Origin of the sequence: Sorangium sp. So ce726 (assembly GCF_051521405.1) — a bacterium.
Taxonomy (GTDB): domain Bacteria; phylum Myxococcota_A; class Polyangia; order Polyangiales; family Polyangiaceae; genus Sorangium.
The window spans coordinates 6,869,650-6,890,274 of record NZ_CP150349.1 but is presented as its reverse complement, the minus strand read 5'-3'; the positions used below and the strand labels follow the sequence as shown (position 1 = coordinate 6,890,274).

Here is a 20,625-nt window from a genome sequence, read left to right as displayed (position 1 = left end):
GTCGTTCAGATCCTGCGCCTGGCGCGGGATGGAGCTGGCGCGCATCTGGTGCGGCGTGGCCTGGCGCGATTCCTGCGGGAGATGCGTTGTTGCACGCGGCTCCACCACCCCCGCATCGGCTGGCCCATCGACTGGGGGCACGCCGGCGAGGGGCGGCTCTATGCCGTCTTCGAGCTCCTGCCCGGACGTGCGGCCGGCGCGGAGGGTAGCGGGCGGGAGGGCCTGGAGCCGAGAGGAGAGGGGGCGAGCGGAGATTCCGAGATTCCGGCGCGGCGGCGGCCGGACCGCCCGAGCGCGAGCGGAGCTCCTGGCGAAGAGGCCGTGCCCACGCTCGCTCTCACCGGCATGGCGCCCGCGGAGGCCGCGGCCGACCCGATGCTTGCGGAGCAAGCGCAGGAGGCCGAGCTCCCGCCGACGCAAGATGGGAAGATGCTGGTGGGAGCGACGCTGGCGGAGCGCGCTCTGGATTCCGTGCTACCGGACGCAGGCGGCACGATCAAGCATTACGAGATCATCCGCAAACTGGGCCGGGGCGGCATGGGGAGCGTGTACCTTGCGCGGGACACCAAGCTCGGGCGCCTCGTCGCGATCAAGCTCCTGAGCGAGCACAGCGGGCAGGGGAGCGAGCGCCTTCTGGCCGAGGCGCGGGCCACGGCGCGCTGCCGGCACGAGAACATCGTGGTGATCCACGAGGTGGACGAGATCCGCGGCCACCCGTACCTGGTGCTCGAGTACATCAAGGGCCGCACGCTGAGCGAATGGCTGGCGCAGCGCGAGCACCCGAGCGCGCCAGGCCTGCTCGCTGCGATAGGGCCGTCCGGCCCGATGCCGCCCGGCCAGGTGGTCGAGCTGATGATCCCGGTGGTTCGCGCGCTGGTCTGCGCGCACGAGCTCGGGATCGTTCATCGCGATCTGAAGCCGGACAACATCCTGATCGATGACGCAGGATGTATCAAGGTGCTCGACTTCGGGATTGCCAAGCAGCTCGATGTCCAGAGGATGTCGACGCTCCCGGGGGCGCGGGCGGCGCTCGCGGGAAGCGGTGTTGAGGGCCATCGGAGCGCGATCATCGGCACGCCGGCGTACATGTCGCCCGAGCAATTGCTGGGCGGGAATATCGATCCTCGCAGCGACCTCTGGGCTGTGGGCATCCTTCTGTACACGCTGCTCGTGGGGGCGCATCCGCTCGACCCGTTCTCGGTCGCGCAGCTCGCGGACCTCGTGAACTTCGATGTCCCAATGCCTCGCGTCAGCGCGCGGCGCCCGGACGTGGGCGCGCTCGGCGACCTGGTCGGCCGATGCCTCAAGAAGCGGAGGCAAGAGCGGATCGGCTCTGCCAAGGAGCTGCTCGCCGAGCTGGAGGCGCTGCTGCCCGGCCGAAAGGGGCCCGAGCTCGGCGAAGGAGAGAGCCCGTTTGCAGGGCTATCGGCGTTCCAGGAGTCGGATACCGCGCGGTTCTTCGGTCGCGATCGCGATGTCGCCGCCATGACAGCGCGGCTGCGCTACCAGCCGCTGGTGACAGTTGCCGGCCCCTCCGGGGCGGGCAAATCGTCGCTCGTGCGCGCGGGGGTGATCCCGGCCTTGAAGCGCGCGAGCGAGCGGTGGGAGACGTTCATCGTGCGGCCGGGGCGCCGGCCGCTGTCGGCGCTCGTCGACGTGCTCGTGCAGGTGGCCGAGCTCGAGGTTGCCGAGCACGACGGGATCGTCGCCGCGTTGCGCGCGCAGCCGGGCCATCTGGGGGCTCGGTTGCGTGCGCGCTGCCGCCGTGAGGGGACGAGGCATCATATCCTGCTCTTCGTCGATCAATTCGAAGAGCTCTATACCCTTGGCGTCGCGCCCGAGGAGAGGGCCGCGTTCGTCGCCTGTCTGGAAGGTGCGGCGGACGACGCGTCGTCGCCCCTGCGTGTCCTGCTCGCCATTCGCTCAGATTTTCTTGATCGAATTGCCGATGATCACGATTTCATGGGCGATGTGACACGCGGCCTCTGCCTGTTGCCGCCGATGGGGCGCGAGGGCCTGCGGAACGCGTTGACGAGGCCGCTGGAGGCGGCCGGTCATCGCTTCGAGACCACGGAGATGGTCGAGGACATGCTGGGTACGCTCGAGAGCACGCGGAGCCCGCTGCCGCTCTTGCAGTTCACGGCCGCGAAGCTGTGGGAGGCGCGGGATCGCGAGCGCCGGCTCTTGACGCGAGACAGCTACGAGAGGCTGGGGGGCGTGGCCGGGGCCCTGTCCGCGCACGCGGACGCGGTGCTCTCGGCGCTGCCGGCACGCGAGCAGCGGCTGGCCCGTGCGGTGCTCGTGCGCCTTGTCACCCCCGAGCGCACGCGCGCGGTGGTGAGCCTGGACGAGCTTTACGGTGGCGCGACGGGCGTCGAGGAGGGGGCGCTTCTGGCGATCCCGCAGGTGGTCCAGCACCTGGCCGGTGCGCGGCTGCTGCTGATCGAGACCGGGGGCGAGCGCGAGGGCACGACCGTGGAGCTGGTCCACGAGTCCTTGATCGAAACGTGGGCGCGGCTCAGGCAGTGGCTTGCGGAGAGCGAGCAAGACGCGCAGCTTCTGGCCCGGCTCCGAGCCGCGGCCCAGCAGTGGGAGGCGGGCAGGCACGCCGAGGGGCTGCTCTGGCGCGACCGCGCTGCCCAGGAGGCCCGAGCATGGTACGAGCGCCGCAGCGCTGCGCAGGGCGCCGAGTGGCGCGTCGGGCTCGGCAAGAGGGACGAGCGCTATCTGCTGGCTGTCGTGACCCTCGCCGAGCGAGCGCAGCGCTTGCGGCGGCGGCTCGCTATGGGCGTGATCGCCGCGCTCGTTGTGATCGCGCTCATCGTGTCGTACCTGGCGCTCCGCGCCGACAAGGAAGCGCAGCATGCGCAGACCGAAGCCCTTCAGGCGCGCAATGCCACCCGTATGGCCGCTGCGCGCGAGCTGCAAGCCGATCCGACGACCGTGCTCGCGATCTTGCGCGAGGTCGAGGCGCCCGATATGCCGCGAGGCTGGGCTGCTCTCGCGGGTTGGGCGCTGCACAGCTGGGTCGCTCGCGCGATGCTCACCCATCCGGACGGCGTCGTGTGTGCGAGCTACAGTCCTGACGGCAAGCGCATCGTGACCGCATCCTTGGATAAGACCGTGCGTGTGTGGAACGCGGAGGGTGCGGGCGAGCCCCTGGTCTTCCGAGGTCAAGACAGCGTTGTTCGTTCGGCGGTATTCAGCCCTGACGGCCAGCGCATCGCAATGGCGCTGTATGACGAGACTGTGCGTGTGTGGAACGCGGATGGTACGGGCGAACCCCTGGTCTTCCGGGGTCATGAAGCCCCTGTCCATTCGGCGGCGTTCAGCCCCGACGGCAAGCGCATCGTCACCGCGTCCTGGGATAAAACCGTGCGGGTATGGAACGCGGAGGGTACGGGTGAGCCCCTGGTCTTCCGGGGTCATGAAGCCCCTGTCCATTCGGCGGCGTTCAGCCCCGACGGCAAGCGCATCGTCACCGCGTCCATGGACAGGACCGCTCGCGTGTGGAACGCGGATGGCACGGGCGAGCCCCTGGTCCTCCGCGGTCACGAGGAGGGGCTCTATTCGGCGGCGTTCAGCCCCGACGGCAAGCGCATCGTCACCGCGTCCTTGGACAGGACTGCGCGCGTATGGAACGCGGATGGCACTGGCGAGCCCCTTGTCCTCCGGGGTAATGAGGAGCAGGTCTCTTCGGCGGCGTTCAGCCCCGACGGCAAGCGCATCGTCACCGCGTCCTTGGACAGGACTGCGCGCGTATGGAACGCGGATGGAATCGGCGAGCCCTTGGTCCTTCGTGGCCACGACGATGTCGTCTACTCGGCGGTGTTTAGCCCTGACGGCAAGCGCATCGTCACCGCGTCTTTGGACAGGACCGCGCGCGTGTGGAGCGCGGGTGGCGCGGGCGATCCCTTGGCGCTTCGCGGTCACGAAAATCCGGTCGTCTCGGCGGCGTTCAGCCCCGACGGCAAGCGCATCGTCACCGCGTCCTTGGACAGGACCGCACGCGTGTGGAGCGCGGAGGGCGTGGGCAATCCCTTGGTGCTTCGCGGTCACGAGGCCCCGGTCTTTTCGACGGCGTTCAGCCCCGACGGCAAGCACATCGTCACGGCGTCAGGGGACGAGACCGTACGTGTGTGGAGCGCGGATGGCGTGGGCGATCCCTTGGTGCTTCGCGGTCACGAGGCCCCGGTCTTTTCGGCGGCGTTCAGCCCCGACGGCAAGCGCATCGTCACGGCCTCCTGGGACAAGACCGCTCGCGTGTGGAGCGCGGATGGCGTGGGCGATCCCTTGGTGCTTCGCGGTCACGAGGATCCGGTCGTTTCAGCGGCGTTCAGCCCCGACGGCAAGCGCATCGTGACTGGGTCATGGGACAAGACCGCTCGCGTGTGGAACGCGGACGGCACGGGCGAGCTCCTGGCCCTTCGTGGTCACGAGGGTCCGGTCTTTTCAGCGACGTTCAGTCCCGACGGCAAGCGCATCGTGACTGGGTCATGGGACAAGACCGCTCGTGTGTGGAACGCGGACGGCACGGGCGAGCCCCTGGTTCTGCGTGGTCACGAGCACTGGGTCAGTTCGGCGGTGTTCAGCCCCGACGGCAAGCGCATCGTCACCGCGTCCCGGGACCATACGGTGCGGATATGGAATGCGGATGGCACGGGCGAGCCTCTGGTCCTGCGCAGCTCCGATTCCCCGGTGAACAGCGTCGCGTTCAGCCCCGATGGCAAGCGCATCGTCACCGCGTCGGACGACAAGGTCGCCCGGGTGTGGACCGACCTCGAACCGCTCCACGGCGTCGATGACCCGAAGCTGTGGACTGCGACGACCTACTGCATGCCCGTCGAGCGGCGGATTGAGCTCTTCCGCGTGCCCGAGGCCACCGCTCGAGCCCACCAGCAGGCCTGTCTGCGCCGGGTCGACGCAGCCCGCGCGGCTGCTCCTTGAAGTCGGCCGGACTCGGCCGCCGGACCGCGTGGCACGCCCGACCGATGACGGGTGTTGTTCCCCCGCGTTGTACATGCTGCCAGGGCGGGCCGGAACGCAGCGCGGAATCGGGGGCTGCCCGTCGGCCAGGTTGCTCACCCGAGGTGCGACTGCAATAACAGGGTGCGACGACCAACAAGACCATTGCGCGGAAATCGCTGGAACGTCGAGTGAACTGAGATTGTGGGGAAGGGAGCCGCCCGGGCATCCAGCAGAGCGGCGATGCCGGACGGGGCGGGGGGGCGATGCCATCGAGCAAGGATAGGCAGCAAGGCTGCCTGAGCGTCGAGCCGGATGCGCCGTTGAGCTCTCTCGTCTCGAGCAGCGCTCCTGGTGAAGAGGCGGTGCGCACGCTCGTGCTCCCCGAGCTCGCGCGCGCGGGGCCCGCGGCTGGCTCGATGCCCGAGGAGCGAGCGCAAGAGACCGGGATCCGGCCGACGCCGGCGTCGAAGACGCTGGCGGGAGCGACGATGGTGTACCGCGCCCGGGGCTCGACGCTCGCGGACGTCGGCGGGACGATCAAGCACTACGAGATCATCCGCGAGCTGGGGCAAGGTGGCATGGGGATCGTGTACCTGGCTCGGGACACGAAGCTCGGGCGCCTCGTCGCGATCAAGCTGCTGCTCGAGTACAGCGGGCAGGGGATCGAGCGCTTCCTGGCCGAGGCGCGTGCCACGGCGAGCTGCCGGCACGAGAACATCGTGGTGATCCACGAGGTGGACGAGATCCGTGGACACCCGTACCTGGTGCTCGAGTACATCAAGGGCCGGACGCTGAGCCAGTGGCGAGCCGAGCGCGAGCGCTCCGGCGCGCCGGGTCCGATGCCGGTCGGGCTGGCGGTCGAGCTGATGATCCCGGTGGTCCGCGCGCTGGTCTGCGCGCACGAGCTCGGGATCGTGCACCGCGATCTGAAGCCGGAGAACATCCTCATCGACGACGCCGGGAGCATCAAGGTCGTCGACTTCGGGATCGCCAAGCAACTCGATGCCAAGCTGCTATCGACGCTCACGGAGGCGCCGGGGGCGCTCGCGGGAGAGGATGAACCGAGCTTTCGGAGCGCGCTTGTCGGAACACCGTCGTACATGTCGCCCGAGCAATTGCTGGGCGAGGACGTGGACGCTCGCTGCGACCTCTGGGCCGTAGGCATCCTGCTGTACACTCTGCTTACCGGGGCGCACCCGCTTGACCCATCCCCGATCGAGCGGCTCGCGGACATCGTGAACTTTGATGTTCCCATGCCCCAGGTCACCTCGCGCCGCCCGGGCGCGGGCGCGCTGGGCGCCCTGGTCGACCGGTGCCTGAAGAAGCGGCGGGACGAGCGCATCGGCTCGGCCAGGGAGCTGCTCGCCGAGCTCGAGGCGCTGCTGCCCGGTCGCAAGGCGCCCGGGCTCGGCGAGGACGACTGCCCGTTCGCGGGGCTGTCCGCGTTCCAGGAGTCGGACGCCGCGCGCTTCTTCGGCCGCGATCGGGACGTGGTCGCCATGACGGCGAGGCTGCGTTACCAGCCGCTCGTGACGGTCGCCGGCCCCTCCGGGGCGGGCAAGTCGTCGTTCGTGCGCGCGGGGGTGATCCCGGCGTTGAAGCGCTCCAGCGATCGCTGGGAGACGTTCACCCTGCGCCCAGGGCGCCACCCGATGTCGGCGCTCGTCGATGTGCTCGCGCAGGTGGCCGAGTCCGAGCGCGCGGGCGCGCCGGCGGGCCCGGTCGAGCTCACCGGGGACGGTGGGATCGTCGCCACGTTGAGCGCGCAGCCGGGCTATCTGGGCGCCCGGCTGCGAGCGCGCTGCCGCCGTCAGGGGACAAGGCACCACGTCCTGCTCTTCGTCGATCAGTTCGAGGAGCTGTACACGCTCGGCGCGAGCCGCGAGGAGCGGGCGGCCTTCGTCGCCTGTCTGGAGGGCACGGCCGATGACGCCTCATCGCCCCTGCGGGTCCTGCTCGCCATCCGCTCGGACTTCCTCGATCGCATCGCGGATGACTACGAGTTCATGACCCACGTGACCCGCGGCCTCTCGTTGCTGCCGCCGATGGGGCGCGAGGGCTTGCATGAAGCCTTGATGAGGCCGCTGGAGGCGGCCGGTCTTCGCTTCGAGACCGCCGAGATGGTCGAGCACATGCTGGATACGCTGGAGAGCACGCGGAGCCCCTTGCCGGTCCTGCAGTTCACGGCCGCGAAGCTGTGGGAGGCGCGGGACCGCGCGCGCCGGCTGCTGACGCGGGACAGCTATGAGCAGCTCGGCGGCGTGGCCGGGGCCCTATCGGCGCACGCGGACGCGGTGCTCTCGGCGCTGCCGGTGCGCGAGCAGCGGCTGGCTCGGGCGGTGCTGGTGCGCCTTGTCACGCCCGAGCGCACGCGCGCGGTGGTCAGCCTGGACGAGCTGTGTGAGCTCGCACAGGACAGCGAAGGCCACGCCGGTGAGGCGATCGCGCAGGTGGTCCAGCACCTGGCCGGTGCGCGGCTGCTGCTGACCGAGGCCGGCGGCGAGCGCGAGGGCACGACCGTGGAGCTGGTCCACGAGTCGTTGATCGAGAGGTGGGCAAAGCTCGGGCAGTGGCTTGCCGAGAGCGAGCAAGACGCGCAGTTTCTGGCCCGGCTGCGCGCCGCGGCCCAGCAGTGGGAGGCGAGCGGTCACGCCGAGGGGCTGCTCTGGCGCGATCGCGCAGCGAACGAGGCCCGAGCGTGGCGCGAGCGCCGCCGCGCCGAGCAGGGCGCCGAGTGGCGCTCCGGGCTTGGCCAGCGCGAGGAGCGCTATCTCCTCGCCGTCGTGGCCCTCGCCGAGCGCGCGCGGCGTTTGCGGCGGCGGCTCGCCATGGGGATGATCGCGACGCTCACCGCGATTGCGCTCATGGTGTCCTACTTCGCGATCTGCGCCGACCGGCAGGCCAGGCGCGCCGAGCAGCAGGCCGCGCGCGCCGACCAGGAAACGGCCCGTGCGCAGGCCGAAGCCCGAGAAGCGCGCAACGCCACCCGCATGGCCGCGGCGCGCGAACTGCAGACCGACCCCACGACAGTGCTCGCGATATTACGAGAGGTCGAGCCGCCCGGTGTGCCGCGAGGGTGGGACTTTCTCGCGCGCTGGGCGCTGCACAGCTGGCTCGCTCGTGCGGTGCTAACCCATCCGGATGGGCTCAATTCTGCAGCGTTCAGCCCCGACGGCAAGCGCATCGTCACGGCGTCGTGGGACAAGGCGGCGCGGGTGTGGAACGCCGACGGCACGGGCGAGCCCGTGGTCCTGAGGGGCCACAGCAAGCCGATCTGGTCCGCGGCGTTCAGCCCTGACGGCAAGCGCATCGTCACGGCGTCCTGGGACAAGACGGCGCGGGTGTGGAACGCCGACGGCACGGGCGAGCCGCTGGTCCTTCGTGGCCACGAGGAGCGTGTCGCGGGCGCGGCGTTCAGCCCCGATGGCAGGCGCATCGTCACGGTGTCCCAGGACAAGACGGTGCGGATATGGAACGCCGACGGCACCGGAAGTCCCCTGATCCTTCGGGGCCATGAGAATCTGGTTTGTTCCGTGGCATTCAGCCCCGATGGCAAGCGCATCGTCACGGCGTCGTGGGACAAGACGGCGCGTGTGTGGAACGCCGATGGCACGGGCGAGCCGCTGGTCCTTCGTGGTCACGAGGACGTGCTCAACGCTGCGGAGTTCAGCCCTGACGGCAAGCGCATCGCCACCGCGTCCTCGGACAAGACGGTGCGGATGTGGAACGCCGACGGCACGGGCAAGCCCTTGGTCCTCCGGGGGCACGAGCAGGAGGTGTCCCATGTGGCGTTCAGCCCCGACGGCAAGCGCATCGTCACCGTGTCCCGCTGGGACAAGAGAGTGCGCGTGTGGAACGCAGATGGCACGGGCGAACCCATGATCCTTCGCGGTCACGAAAGTGGGGTGTACTCGGCGGCTTTCAACCCCGACGGCACGCGCATCGTCACCGCGTCCAATGACAGGACGGTGCGAGTATGGAATGTCGCGGGTACGGTGGAGCCGTTCGCCTTTCGGGGACATGAGAATGCGGTCTATTCGGCGGTATTCAGCCCCGATGGCAAGCGCCTCGTCACCACGTCGTATGACAAGACAGCGCGGGTGTGGAACGCCGATGGGTCGGGTGAACCGTTGATTCTCCGTGGTGAGGCTCCGATCTATTCGGCGGAGTTCAGCCCTGATGGCAAGCGCATCGTCACCGGGTCGTATGACAAGACAGCGCGGGTGTGGAACGCCGACGGCTCCGGTGAGCCCATCGTGCTGCGTGGTCATGAGGACCGGGTCTGCGCTGTGGCGTTCAGCCCTGACGGCGAGCGCATCGTCACCGGGTCGTATGACAAGACAGCGCGGGTGTGGAACGCCGATGGCTCCGGAGAACCGACGGTGCTCCGTGGTCACGACGATTGGGTCCATTCTGCGGCGTTCAGCCCTGACGGTAGGCGCATCGTCACGGCTTCCCGCGACGAGACGGTGCGGGTATGGAATGCCGATGGCACGGGCGAGGCGCTGGTCCTTCGTGGTCACGAGGCTCAAGTCAGCAAGGCGTCGTTCAGCCCCGATGGCACGCGTATCGTCTCGGCGTCATGGGACAAGACAGCGCGGGTGTGGAACGCTGACGGCGGGGGCAAGCCCCTGGTCCTCCGGGGCCATGAGCACTGGGTGAGTGCTGCGGCGTTCAGCCCCGATGGCAAGCGCGTCGTCACCTCGTCCGAAGACGGAACGATACGGGTATGGAATGCCGATGGTACGGGCGAGGCGCTGGTCCTCCGTGATTCGGAGTCTCCCGTCAACAGCGTAGCGTTTAGCCCCGACGGCAAGCGCATCGTGAGCGGGTCGGACGACAAGGCCGTGCGGCTGTGGACCGATCTCGAGCCGCTCCACGGCGTCGATGACCCGAAGCTGTGGACCGCGACCACCTACTGCATGCCGACCGAGCGGCGGATCGAGCTACTCCGCGTTCCTGAGGCCGTGGCCAGGGCTCATCAGGAAGACTGCCTGCGCCGCGTCGAAGCGGCCCGCGTGGCCGGCCCCGGGGCTCAGCCAGGCTCAGCTGGGAACCCGAGCGGCAGCGCCGGCCGATGACGGGCATCCCGCCGTCGTACCGCACCCGCCACCAGGACGGGCCGCTCATGGCGCGACGGTGGGTAGGACCGATGCTACAATCGTGGACGGAAAATACGGTTGCCTGAGCATGAGGTCGGGTACGTCGTTGAGCTCTCCTGCCAGCGCGGCGCGGCGAGCTCAACCGTCGTGATCGTTGCGTATCGATGCGGGGGGGACGCTTCGCCCGAGGCTGGCGCGCGAGGCGGCAGCGATCGGAGGGACCATGATGAACCGGGGGATCCGCGCGCCACGGACGGCGTTCCAGGGTCGCTACGATATCCTGTCATGCTTCCGGGCGAGCAGCCGAGCGGTCGCTTACAAAGGGCGACTGAGCGAGCGCGGTCCGCCGGTCGGCCTCGAGATCCATCGTCTGGCACGAGACGGCGATGGCGCGCGCCTCCTGCGGCGTTGCGCGCGGCTACACCACCGCCGCATCGTCCGGCCGATCGACTGGACACGTGCCGGCGACGGGCAGAACCATGCTGTCTTCGTCGAGCCGGGCGCACCGAACGACGTGGAGGGGAGCAGGCAGGAGAACCGGGAGCCGAGAGGAGAGGAGGCGAGCAGCGGTTCCGAAGCGCTGGTGCGGCGGTCGCCTGATGACGCGATATCGAGCCCCGCTCCTGGCGAAGAGGCGGTTCGTACGCTCGCGCTCACCAGCCTCGCGCGCCCGCGGGTCCCGGCTGACGCGGTGCCCGAGGAGCGAGCGCAGGAAGCCGCGCGTCGGCCGGTGGAGGCGGCGACGACGCTGACGGGAGCGACGTTGCTGGACGGCGCTCGGGGCTCCCCGCTCGTGGGCCTCGGGGGCACGATCAAGCACTACGAGATCATCCGCTCGCTGGGGCAGGGGGGAATGGGGATCGTGTACCTGGCCCGGGACACGAAGCTCGGGCGCCTGGTCGCGATCAAGCTGCTGCTCGAGTACAGCGGGCAGGGGATCGAGCGCTTCCTGGCCGAGGCAAGGGCGACGGCGCGCTGCCGGCACGAGAACATCGTCGTCATCCACGAGGTGGACGAGATCCAGGGATACCCGTACATGGTACTCGAGTACATCAAGGGCTGCACGCTGAGCCAATGGCTGGCCCAGCGCGAGCGCCCCGGCGCGCCAGGCCCGCTCGCCGCCGTCGGGCAGGCCGATCCGATGGTGGCCGGCCAGGTGGTCGAGCTGATGATTCCGGTGGTTCGGGCGCTGGCCTGCGCGCACGAACTCGGGATCATTCACCGCGATCTCAAGCCGGAGAACATCCTCATCGATGACGCAGGGGGCATCAAGGTGGTCGACTTCGGGATCGCCAAGCAACTCGATGCCAAGCTGATATCGACGCTCACGGGCGCGCGGGCGGCGCTCGCGGGGGGTGAGGCTCAGGGCCCTCGGAGCGTGATCATCGGCACGCCGCGCTACATGTCGCCCGAGCAATTGCTGGGCGGAGACATCGATGGTCGCAGCGACCTCTGGGCCGTGGGCATCCTGCTCTACACGCTGCTCGCGGGGTCGCACCCGCTCGACCCGTTCTCGCCCGCGCGGCTCGCGGACATCGTGACACTGGATGTCCCCATGCCGAGCGTCGGTGCGCGGCGCCCGGACGCGGGCGCGCTGGGCGCCCTCGTCGATCGGTGCCTGAAGAAGCGGAGGAACGAGCGCATCGGCTCGGCCAAGGAGCTGCTCGCCGAGCTGGAGGCGCTGCTGCCCGGTCGAAAGGTGTCGGAGCTAGGCGAAGGAGAGAGCCCGTTCGCGGGGCTGTCCGCGTTCCAGGAGTCGGACGCGGCGCGCTTCTTCGGCCGCGATCGGGACATCGCCGCCATGATAGCGCGGCTGCGCAATCGGCGGCTCCTCACGGTTGCCGGCCCCTCCGGGGCGGGCAAGTCGTCGTTCGTGCGCGCGGGGGTGATCCCGGCGTTGAAGCGCTCCAGCGATCGCTGGGAGACGTTCATCCTGCGCCCCGGGCGCCGCCCGCTGTCGGCGCTCGTCGATGTGCTCGTGCAGGTGGCCGAGTCCGAGGTCGCCGGCGCGATGGCGGGCTCGGTGGAGCTCGCCGAGCACGACAGGATCGTCGCCACCTTGCGCTCGCAGCCGGGCCACCTGGGCGCCCGGCTGCGAGCGCGCTGCCGCCGTGAGGGGGCAAACCACCATATCCTGCTCTTTGTCGATCAGTTCGAGGAGCTGTACACGCTCGGCGCGAGCCGCGAGGAACGTGCGGCGTTCGTCGCCTGTCTGGAGGGCGCTGCCGACGACGCCTCGTCGCCCCTGCGCGTCCTGCTCGCCATTCGCTCGGACTTTCTCGATCGCACCGCGGATGATCACGATTTCATGGGCAACGTGACACGCGGTCTCAGCTTGCTGCCGCCCATGGGACGCGAGGGATTGCATGACGCCTTGACGAGGCCGCTGGAGGCGGCCGGCCATCGCTTCGAGACCGCCGAGATGGTCGAGCACATGCTCGATACGCTGGAGAGCACGCGGAGCCCCTTGCCGCTGCTGCAATTCACGGCCGCGAAGCTGTGGGAGGCGCGGGACCGCGCGCGCCGGCTGCTGACGCGGGAAAGCTATGAGCAGCTCGGCGGCGTGGCCGGGGCCCTATCGGCGCATGCGGACGCGGTGCTCTCGGCGCTGCCGGTGCGGGAGCAGCGGCTGGCTCGGGCGGTGCTGGTGCGCCTTGTCACGCCCGAGCGCACGCGCACCGTGGTGAGCCTGGACGAGCTGTGTGAGCTCGCACAGGACAGCGAAGGCCGCGCCGGTGAGGCGGTCGCGCAGGTGGTCCAACATCTGGCCGGGGCGCGGCTGCTGCTCATCGCGACCGGCGGCGAGCGTGAGGGCACGACCGTGGAGCTGGTTCACGAGTCGTTGATCGAACGGTGGGCAAGGCTCGGGCACTGGCTTGCCGAGAGCGAGCAAGACGCGCAGTTCCTGGCCCGGCTCCGCGTCGCGGCCCAGCAATGGGAGGCGAGCGGTCATGCCGAGGGATTGCTCTGGCGGGATCGCGCGGCGAACGAGACCCGAGCGTGGCGTGAGCGCCGTCGCGCGGAGCAGGGCGCCGACTGGCGCATTGGGCTCGGCAAGCGCGAAGAGCGCTATCTCCTCGCCGTCGTGGCCCTGTCCGAGCGCGCGCGGCGTCGGCGTCGGCGGCTCGCCATGGGGATGATCGCAATGCTCTCCGCGATTGCGCTGATGGTGTCGTTCCTCGCGGTCCGCGCCGACCGGCAGGCCAGGCGCGCCGAGCAGCAGGCAGCGCGCGCCGACCAGGAAACGGCCCGTGCGCAAGCCGAAGCCCGAGAAGCGCGCAACGCCACCCGCATGGCCGCGGCGCGCGAGCTGCAATTGGATCCCACGACGGTGCTCGCGATCTTGCGCGAGGTCGAGCCGCCCGGTGTGCCGCGCGGGTGGGCCGTTCTCGCGCGCTGGGCGCTGCACAGTTGGCTCGCTCGTGCGGTGCTAACCCATCCGGATGGGCTCCACTCTGCGGCGTTCAGCCCCGACGGCAAGCGCGTCGTCACGGCGTCGTGGGACAGGACGGCGCGTGTGTGGAACGCCGATGGGACGGGCGAGCCCGTGCTCCTCAACGGTCACGAGGAGACGATATGGTCGGCGGCGTTCAGCCCCGACGGCAAGCGCGTCGTCACGGCGTCGTGGGACAGGACGGCGCGTGTGTGGAATGCCGATGGGACGGGCGAGCCCCTGATCCTTCGCGGTCACAAGGAGCGGGTCTGGAGCGCGGCATTCGGTCCCGACGGCAGGCGCATCGTCACGGCGTCGCAGGACAAGACGGCGCGGGTATGGAACGCCGATGGCGCGGGCACGCCCGTGGTCCTCCGGGGGCATGAGGATCTGGTCCGTTCGGCGGCGTTCAGCCCCGACGGCAAGCGCATCGTCACGGCGTCGTGGGACAGGACGGCGCGTGTGTGGAATGCCGATGGGACGGGCGAGCCCCTGATCCTTCGCGGTCACAAGGAGCGGATCCACTCTGCGGCATATAGCCCCGACGGCAGGCGCATCGTCACTGCATCCTCGGACAAGACGGTACGTGTGTGGAACGCCGATGGGACGGGCGAGCCCTTGGTCATTCGGCACGAGCATGAGGTTTACTCTGCGGCGTTCAGCCCCGACGGCAAGCGCATCGTCACGGCGTCGTGGGACAAGGCCGCGCGGGTGTGGAACGCCGATGGGACGGGCGAGCCCTTGGTCGTTCGCGGCCACGAGGACGGGGTCTGTTCGGCGGCGTTCAGCGCGGACAGCAAGCGCATCGTCACGGCGTCGTGGGACAAGACGGCGCGGGTGTGGGATGCCGAGGGGAGGGGCGAGCCCCTGGTCTTTCAGGGTCATCAGCTGGGCATCAAATCGGTGGCATTCAGCCCCGATGGCAAGCGTATGGTCACCGCGTCTTACGACAGGACCGCGCGGGTGTGGAACGCCGATGGGTCGGGTGAGCCCTTGATCCTTCGTGGCGACGCTCCGATCTCTTCTGCGGCATTCAGCCCCGACGGCAAGCGCATCGTCACCGCGTTGATGAACAAGACAGCGTGGGTGTGGAACGCAGACGGTTCAGGAGAACCGATCGTGCTTCGTGGTCACGGGGAGCGGATCCAGTCGGCGGCGTTCAGCCCGGATGGCAAGCGCATCGTCACCGCATCATGGGATAAGACCGCGCGCGTGTGGAGCGCCGATGGTTCGGGAGAACCGATCGTGCTCCGTGGTCACGAGGATTGGGTCGATTCTGCGGCGTTCAGCCCCGACAGCAAGCGCGTCGTCACCGGGTCATGGGACAAGACCGCCCGCGTGTGGAACGCCGATGGGACGGGCGAGCCCCTGGTCCTCCGGGGGCACCGGCATTGGGTCCATTCTGCGGCGTTCAGCCCGGATGGCAAGCGCATCGTCACCGGGTCATGGGACAAGACCGTTCGCGTGTGGAACGCCGATGGGACGGGCGAGCCCCTGGTCCTTCCGGGACATGAACACTGGGTCAATTCTGCGGCGTTCAGCCCCGACGGCAAGCGCATCGTCACCGGGTCTCAGGACCAGACGGTGCGGGTATGGAGCGCCGATGGTACGGGCGAGCCCTTGGTTCTTCGCGGCTCCGATTCCCCGGTCAACGTCGTGGCATTCAGCCCCGATGGCCAGCGCATCGCCAGCGCGTCCGACGACAAGGTCGCGCGGCTGTGGACCGATCTCGAGCCGCTCCACGGCATGGATGATGCGAAGCTGTGGACTGCGACCACCTACTGCATGCCGATCGAGCGGCGGATGGAACTCCTCCGGGTGCCCGAGGCCATGGCCAGGCCTCATCGGGAAGACTGCCTGCGCCGAGTCGAAGCCGCCCGCGTGGCCGCCCCGGGATCCCAGCCGGACTCGGCCGGCCAACCGAGCGGCACTGCGGGCGGATGACGAGCACCCCTCCATTGTACCGCACCTGTCGCCAAGCCGGCTGCCCATGGTGTGACGGTGTGTGAAGACGATGCTATAGAGCGTGGACAGGCAGCGAGGCTGCGTGAGCATGGGGCCAGGTATATCGTTGAGCTCTCCCGCCAGCGCGGCGCGATGAGCTCAACCGTCGGAATCGGTGCGTATCGATGCGACGTGAGGACGTTTCGTCCGAGGCTGGCGTGTGAGGTGGCAGCGATCGGAGTGGCCATGATGAACCGGGGGATCTTCGCGCCGGGGACGGTGGTCCAGGGCCGCTATGAGATCCTTTCATACATCGGGGAGAGCAGCCGAGCGGCCGCCTACAAGGGGCGGCCGAGCGATAGCGGTCTGCCGGTCGTCCTCGATTTTGCGATCTCGAGCCGTCTTCCTGAACAGGCGGTGCGCATGCGCGCGCTTACCGGCCTCGCGCGCACGGGGCCCCGGCTGACGCGGTGCCCGAGGAGCGAGCGCAGGAGGCCGCGCTTCGGCCGGCGCAGGCTGCGATGACGCTGGCGGCAGCGACGCTTCTGGGCCGCGCTCGGGGCTCCCCGCTCGCGGACGTCGGGGATACGATCAAGCACTACGAGATCATCCGTACGCTGGGGCAGGGGGGAATGGGGATCGTGTACCTGGCCCGGGACACGAAGCTCGGGCGCCTGGTCGCGATCAAGCTGCTGCTCGAGTACAGCGGGCAGGGGATCGAGCGCTTCCTGGCCGAGGCGAGGGCGACGGCGCGCTGCCGGCACGAGAACATCGTCGTCATCCATGAGGTGGATGAGATCCATGGATACCCGTATATGGTGCTCGAGTACATCAAGGGTTGCACGCTGAGCCAATGGTTGGCTCAACGCGAGCCCCTCAGCGCGCCCAGGCCGCTCGCCGCCGTCGGGCAGACCGGTCCGTTGGCGGCCGGACTGGTGGCCGAGCTGATGATTCCGGTGGCGCGCGCTGGTGTGCGCGCACGAACTCGGGATCGTTCACCGCGATCTCAAGCCGGAGAACATCCTCATCGATGACGCAGGGGGCATCAAGGTGGTCGACTTCGGGATCGCCAAGCAGCTCGATGCCAAGCTGCTATCGACGCTCACGGGCGCGCGGGCGGCGCTCGCGGGAGGGGAGGAACAGGGTCATCAGAGCGGGTTCGCCGGCACGCCGGCCTACATGGCACCCGAGCAATTGCTGGGCGGGGACATCGATGCTCGCAGCGACCTCTGGGCCGTGGGCATCCTTCTGTACACGTTGCTTGCGGGGGCGCACCCTCTCGACCCGTTCTCCTTCGCTCGGCTCGTGGACGTCGTGAACCTGGATGTCCCCATGCCCAGCGTCAGCGCGCGGCGCCCGGACGCGGCCGCGCTGGGTGCCCTCGTCGACCGGTGCCTGAAGAAGCGGAAGGACGAGCGCATCGGCTCGGCCAAGGAGCTGCTTGCCGAGCTGGAAGCGCTGCTGCCTGGTCGCAAGGAGCTCGAACTCGGCGAGGACGACAGCCCCTTTGCGGGACTGTCGGCGTTCCAGGAGTCGGATGCCGCGCGCTTCTTCGGCCGAGATCGGGATGTAACTGCCATGACGGCGCGGCTTCGCTACCAGCCGCTGATCACGGTCGCCGGCCCCTCCGGGGCGGGCAAGTCGTCGTTCGTGCGCGCGGGGGTGATCCCGGCGTTGAAGCGCTCCAGCGATCGCTGGGAGACGTTCATCCTGCGCCCAGGGCGCCGCCCGCTGTCGGCGCTCGTCGATGTGCTCGTGCAAGTGGCCGAGTTCGAGGTCGCCAGCGCGATCGCCGGCTCGGCCGAGCTCGCCGGGCACGACGGGATCGTCGCCGCCATGTGCGCCCAGCCGGGCTATCTGGGCGCCCGGCTGCGAGCGCGCTGCCGGCGTCAGGGGAAAAGGCACCATATCCTGCTCTTCGTCGATCAGTTCGAGGAGCTGTACACGCTTGGCGCCAGCCGCGAGGAACGGGCTGCGTTCGTCGCCTGTCTGGAGGGCGCGGCCGACGATGCGTCGTCCCCCTTGCGGGTGCTGCTCGCCATCCGCTCGGACTTCCTCGATCGCATCGCCGATGACTACGAGTTCATGACCCACGTGACCCGCGGCCTCTCGTTGCTGCCGCCCATGGGGCGCGACGGCTTGCATGACGCCTTGACGAGGCCGCTCGCGGCGGCCGGTCATCGCTTCGAGGCCGAAGAGATGGTCGAGCACATGCTGGACACGCTGGAGAGCACGCGGAGCCCGCTGCCGCTCCTGCAGTTCACGGCCGCGAAGCTGTGGGAGGTGCGGGACCGCGCGCGCCGGCTGCTGACGCGGGACAGCTATGAGCAGCTCGGCGGCGTGGCCGGGGCCCTATCGGCGCACGCGGACGCGGTGCTCTCGGCGCTGCCGGTGCGCGAGCAGCGGCTGGCGCGGGCGGTGCTCGTACGCCTGGTCACGCCCGAACGCACGCGCGCAGTAGTGAGTTTGGACGAGCTGCGCGATTTGGCCCAGGACGGCGAAGGCCGTGCTGGCGACGCGATCGCGGAGGTGGTCCAGCACCTGGCCGGCGCGCGACTATTGCTCATCGAGGCCGGCCAGCAGGACATCGGTGGCGAGCGGGGTCGCACGACGGTGGAGCTGGTCCACGAATCCTTGATCGACACGTGGCCGAGGCTTGGGCAGTGGCTCACCGAGGGCGAGCAGGACGCGCAGTTCCTCGCCCGGCTGCGCGCCGTGGCCCAGCCGTGGGAAGCGAGCGGTTATCCCGAGGGGCTGCTCTGGCGCGGTCACACGGCGGAAGACGCGAGGGCGTGGCACGAGCGCCGCCGCGCCGAGCAGGGAGACGCCCTTGGCGTCGGGCTCGGCAGGTGTGAAGAGCGCTACCTGCTGGCCGTCGTTGACCTCATAGAGCGCGCCCGGCGCCTGCGCCGGCGGCTCGTCACCGGCGTGGCCGCTGCGCTGGGTGCGATCTTGGTGCTCGTGTCGTACCTGGCGATCCGCGAAAACCGGCAAGCCACGCGCGCCAACCAGCAGGCTGCGCGTGCCGACCAGGAGGCCGGGCGCGCGCAGACCGAAGCCCGTGACGCACGAAACGCGACCCGCATGGCCATGGCTCGCGAGCTAGAGGCCGATCCCACGACCGTGCTCGCGATCCTGCGCGAGGTCGAGCCACCCGATGTGCCGCGAGGGTGGGCCGTTCTCGCACGAGCGGCGCTGAAGAGCCGGGTCGCCCGCGCGGTCCTCAGCCATCCGGATCTCGTCATGCATGCGGGCTATAGCCCTGACGGCAAGCGCATCATCACCGCCTGTGCGGACAGGACCGTGCGGGTATGGAACGCCGACGGCACGGGCGAGCCTGTGGTCCTTCACGGTCACCAGGATCGGGTCTCTTCAGCGGCCTTCAGCCCCGACGGCAAGCGCATTGTCAGCGCATCACTGGACAGGACCGCGCGGGTCTGGAACGCCGATGGATCGGGCGTGCCGATTGTCCTGCGCGGTCACCAGGGAGACGTCCACACGGCGGCGTTCAGCCCCGACGGCGAGCGCATCGTCACCGCATCTTCGGACCGAACTGCGCGGGTCTGGGACGCAAACGGTGGCGGGGAGCTCGTGGTCCTTCAGGGGCACGAAGAGGCGGTCCTGCACGTAGCGTTCAGCCCCGACGGCAAGCAAATCGCGACCGCATCATCGGACAGGACTGCGCGGGTGTGGAGCGCTGATGGGAGAGGCGGGCCCATCATCCTTCGCGGCCATGGGGGAGTGGTCAGTTCAGCAGTATTCAGCCCCGACGGCAAGCACATCGCCACCGCGTCCTGGGACAGGGCCATACGGGTCTGGAACGCAGACGGGAAGGGCGAGCCCAGGCTCCTTCGCGGTCACGAGGAGGAGGTCTATTCGGTGGAATTCAGCCCCGACGGCAAGCACATTGCCACCGCGTCCTGGGACAGGACCGCACGGGTCTGGAACGCAGACGGCAGGGGCGAGCCCGTGGTTCTCGGTGGCCACGAAGATGGCGTCTTCTCGGCGGAATTCAGCCCTGACGGCAAGCGCATCGTTACCGCGTCCTGGGACAAGACCGCGCGGGTGTGGGACGTCGACGGTACAGGCGAGCCCAGAACTCTCCGCGGACACCAGGAAGAGGTCTATTCGGCGGCGTTCAGCCCAGATGGCAAGCGAATTGTCACCGGGTCACCGGACAGGACCGCGCGGGTGTGGAACGCCGATGGGACGGGCGAGCCCTTGGTCCTTCGCGGTCACGAGAATGAAATCTATTCGGCGGCGTTCAGCCCGGATGGCAAGCGCGTCGTGACCGCGGCAATGGACAAGACCGCGCGGGTGTGGAACGCCGATGGCACGGGTGAGCCTCTGGTCCTTCGCGGTCACGAGAACGTTCTCTACTCGGCGACGTTCAGTCCCGACGGCGAGCACATCGTCACCGCGTCCTTGGACAAGACGGCGCGGGTGTGGAACGCCGATGGCACGGGTGAGCCTCTGGTCCTTCGGGGCCACGAGGATGGGGTTTCTTCAGCGGGGTTCAGTCCTGACGGCAAGCGTATTGCCACCGCCTCCTGGGACAAGACCGCGCGGGTCTGGAATGCCGACGGCACAGCCGAGCCCATCATCCTTCGCGGCCACGACAACCGGGTCCGGGTGGCGGCATTCAGCCCCGACGGCAAGCGCATCGTCACAGCTTCGTATGACAAGACCGTGCGGGTCTGGAATGCCGACGGCACGGGCGAGCCCATCATATTTCGGGGGCACGAGCATTGGGTCCTGGGAGCAGCGTTCAGCCCCGACGGCAAGCGCATCGTCACCGCGTCCCAGGATAAGACGACGCGGGTGTGGAATGCCGACGGCACGGGTGAGCCCCTGGTCCTCCACGGCTCCGACTTTGCGGTCAACGACGCGGCGTTCAGCCCGGATGGCGAGCGCATCGTGACAGCGTCGGACGATAAGGTTGCACGGGTGTGGACCGATCTCGAGCCGCTCCACGGCGTCGATGATCCGAAGCTGTGGACGGCGACGACCTACTGCATGCCCATCGAACGGCGGATTGAGCTCCTCCGCGTGCCCGACGCGTTGGCCCGGACCCATCAGGAAGCATGTCAGCGCCGCGTCGACGCCGCCCGCGCGGTCACCCCTGCATCTCCGCCGGGCCGGGCTGCCCGACCGAGCGACACCGCCGGTCAATGACAA

General features: G+C 69.3%; 6 protein-coding genes. All 6 read left to right on the top strand.

The window, feature by feature from the left end:
* Positions 1 to 429 precede the first annotated feature (429 nt).
* The 6 genes from WME79_RS25615 to WME79_RS25590 all read left to right on the top strand — a co-directional run bounded on the left by WME79_RS25615 (position 430) and on the right by WME79_RS25590 (position 20,622).
* Positions 430 to 4,947 (top strand): nSTAND1 domain-containing NTPase, encoded by a 4,518-nt coding sequence (locus WME79_RS25615; RefSeq protein WP_437539947.1) that lies wholly within the window; start codon positions 430 to 432, stop codon positions 4,945 to 4,947.
* A gap of 509 nt (positions 4,948 to 5,456) precedes the next feature.
* Positions 5,457 to 10,049: an nSTAND1 domain-containing NTPase gene (locus tag WME79_RS25610; RefSeq protein ID WP_437539945.1), complete on the top strand. Its 4,593-nt coding sequence runs from the start codon at positions 5,457 to 5,459 to the stop codon at positions 10,047 to 10,049.
* Positions 10,050 to 10,293: 244 nt separating this feature from the next.
* Positions 10,294 to 15,447, top strand: a complete 5,154-nt coding sequence (locus WME79_RS25605; RefSeq protein ID WP_437519931.1) for an nSTAND1 domain-containing NTPase — start codon at positions 10,294 to 10,296, stop codon at positions 15,445 to 15,447.
* Positions 15,448 to 15,672: 225 nt separating this feature from the next.
* On the top strand, positions 15,673 to 15,972 hold the full coding sequence (locus WME79_RS25600; RefSeq protein ID WP_437519929.1) for a hypothetical protein: 300 nt from the start codon (positions 15,673 to 15,675) through the stop codon (positions 15,970 to 15,972).
* Positions 15,969 to 16,481, top strand: coding sequence for a protein kinase domain-containing protein (locus tag WME79_RS25595; RefSeq protein WP_437519927.1), 513 nt, complete (start codon positions 15,969 to 15,971; stop codon positions 16,479 to 16,481). The genes WME79_RS25600 and WME79_RS25595 overlap by 4 nt, the downstream gene beginning before the upstream one ends.
* Positions 16,417 to 20,622, top strand: a complete 4,206-nt coding sequence (locus tag WME79_RS25590) for an nSTAND1 domain-containing NTPase (protein ID WP_437519925.1) — start codon at positions 16,417 to 16,419, stop codon at positions 20,620 to 20,622. The genes WME79_RS25595 and WME79_RS25590 overlap by 65 nt, the downstream gene beginning before the upstream one ends.
* Positions 20,623 to 20,625: the final 3 nt, after the last annotated feature.

What these genes read in the sequence shown, in the direction of transcription:
- WME79_RS25595 (WP_437519927.1), top strand. Translation starts at nt 15,969, where the DNA reads ATGACGCTGGCGGCAGCGACGCTTCTGGGCCGCGCTCGGGGCTCCCCG.
- WME79_RS25615 (WP_437539947.1), top strand. Translation starts at nt 430, where the DNA reads ATGCTGGTGGGAGCGACGCTGGCGGAGCGCGCTCTGGATTCCGTGCTA.
- WME79_RS25610 (WP_437539945.1), top strand. Translation starts at nt 5,457, where the DNA reads ATGGTGTACCGCGCCCGGGGCTCGACGCTCGCGGACGTCGGCGGGACG.
- WME79_RS25605 (WP_437519931.1), top strand. Translation starts at nt 10,294, where the DNA reads ATGATGAACCGGGGGATCCGCGCGCCACGGACGGCGTTCCAGGGTCGC.